Below are 1620 nucleotides of genomic sequence, written 5' to 3'. Positions count from 1 at the left end.
GCCGGGGGGGGGGGGGGCCCCCCCCGGGCCGGCGCGGGGCGGCGACCGCGGCCTCGTCCTGCCCGTCGAACAGGTCGAAGACGCGGTCGTACTCGCCCAGCCGGGCGCTGGCGGCGCCATCGACCAGGAAGAGGAAGCGGGCGCCGTTCGGGGCCTCGTCCGCCTCGGTCAGCCAGATGGGCTGCAGCTCCGCATGTCCCGTCTGCGGCGTGCCATGCGGCAGCCAGTCGGGATCGGCGCTGAGCCAGAGGGAGGTGTCGAGGCTCGCCAGCCGCAGCGGATCGCCCACCCGCACCACGGCGCGCCCGCCGCCGGCCAGCACCCGGCCGAGCAGCTTCGGCAGCGCCGCCTCCAGCGGCGTGCGGGTCAGGTGGTAGAAGCCGATCTCGCTCATGCCCCGGCTTGTACCATGCCCGCCGCCGGCCATCACGCGGGGCGCGGCGGGTCGGCCCGTACCGTGCGCCTCGATGGTGAGGACGCAGAGCGAATGCGGAGCTGGCCCCGCAGAGCCGGTTGTTCTCCTGCCCGGCCCGCTGCCGGCGGACGGGCGGAGCCCGTGCCACACTAGCGGCCCCGCGGGGCGCGACGGCGCCTTCCCGGTCGCTTCTCGGGACCCCCTCAGGCCCGGTGCGGGTCCTCGAAGCGCGCCGCGACGAGCCCGGCCAGCAGCCGCACGCCGAAGCCGCCGGGAAGCGAGAGCGGGGCATCCTCGCCGCGCGCCGCCTCGCCCACCATGCCGGCCATGTCGAGATGCGCCCAGGCCGGCGGGTCGTCGCCCAGGAATTCGTGGAGGAAGGCGGCGGCGTGGCCGGCATCGGGCTGCGCCCGCCCGGAGGGATCCCGCGGCGCGCATTGCCGCAGATCGGCGATGTCGCTGTCCAGCGCCGCGTCTCCGGCCTGCGGCAGCGGCATCGGCCAAAGCCGCTCGCCCACGGCCTCCCCCGCCGCGCAGAGCGCCGCGGCCAGCACCGGATCGTTGCCGTAGAGGGCGGCGCGGTGGTGGCCCAGCGCCGTGATGGCGGCGCCAGTCAGAGTGGCGAGGTCGATCACCGCCTCGGGCCGGAAGGCGCGCACGGCATAGTTCAGCGCATCGGCCAGGATCAGCCGGCCCTCGGCATCGGTGTCCACCACCTCCACCGTCCGGCCGGAGAGGGTGGCGACGACATCGCCCGGCCGGTAGGCGGCGGCGCCGATGGCATTCTCGGCCATCGGCAGCACGGCGGCGGCGGGGGCGGGGCTGTCGCGCAGCGCCAGGGCCAGCATCGCCCCGGCGCAGGCGGCGGCGCCGGCCATGTCCTCCCGCATCACCTCCATCCCCGCGCCGCGCTTGAGGCCGAGCCCGCCGGTGTCGAAGGTGATGCCCTTGCCGACGAAGACCACCGGCGGCACCGCCAGCCGCCCGGCCCAGCGCAGGACGACCAGGCGGGGCGGATGGGCCGAGCCGCCGCCCACCGCCAGCAGCCCGCCGAAGCCGGCCCGCTCCAGCGCCCCGCGGCCCAGCACCTGCACCGCGATGCCGTGCCGCTCCAGCCGCTTCAACGCGCGGGCGAAACGGGCGGGGGTCAAGCGGTTGGCCGGCGTGGCGACCCAGCGGCGGGCCCGCGCCACCGCCTTCAGCAC

2 protein-coding genes are annotated in these 1620 nt (G+C 77.2%); both read right to left on the bottom strand.

The features are described 5' to 3' along the window. A partial coding sequence (locus ACVMLK_RS20955; RefSeq protein ID WP_457487532.1) for a DNA polymerase III subunit chi occupies nt 1–394 on the bottom strand: 394 nt, incomplete at its 3' end. 224 nt (nt 395–618) lie between these two features. Continuing rightward, on the bottom strand, nt 619–1620 hold a 1002-nt coding region (locus ACVMLK_RS20950; protein ID WP_457487531.1), incomplete at its 5' end, for a leucyl aminopeptidase family protein.

Source organism: Teichococcus aerofrigidensis, assembly GCF_054073225.1.
The sequence above is the reverse complement of the archived record's forward strand: the minus strand, read 5'-3'. Positions and strand labels throughout refer to the sequence as shown.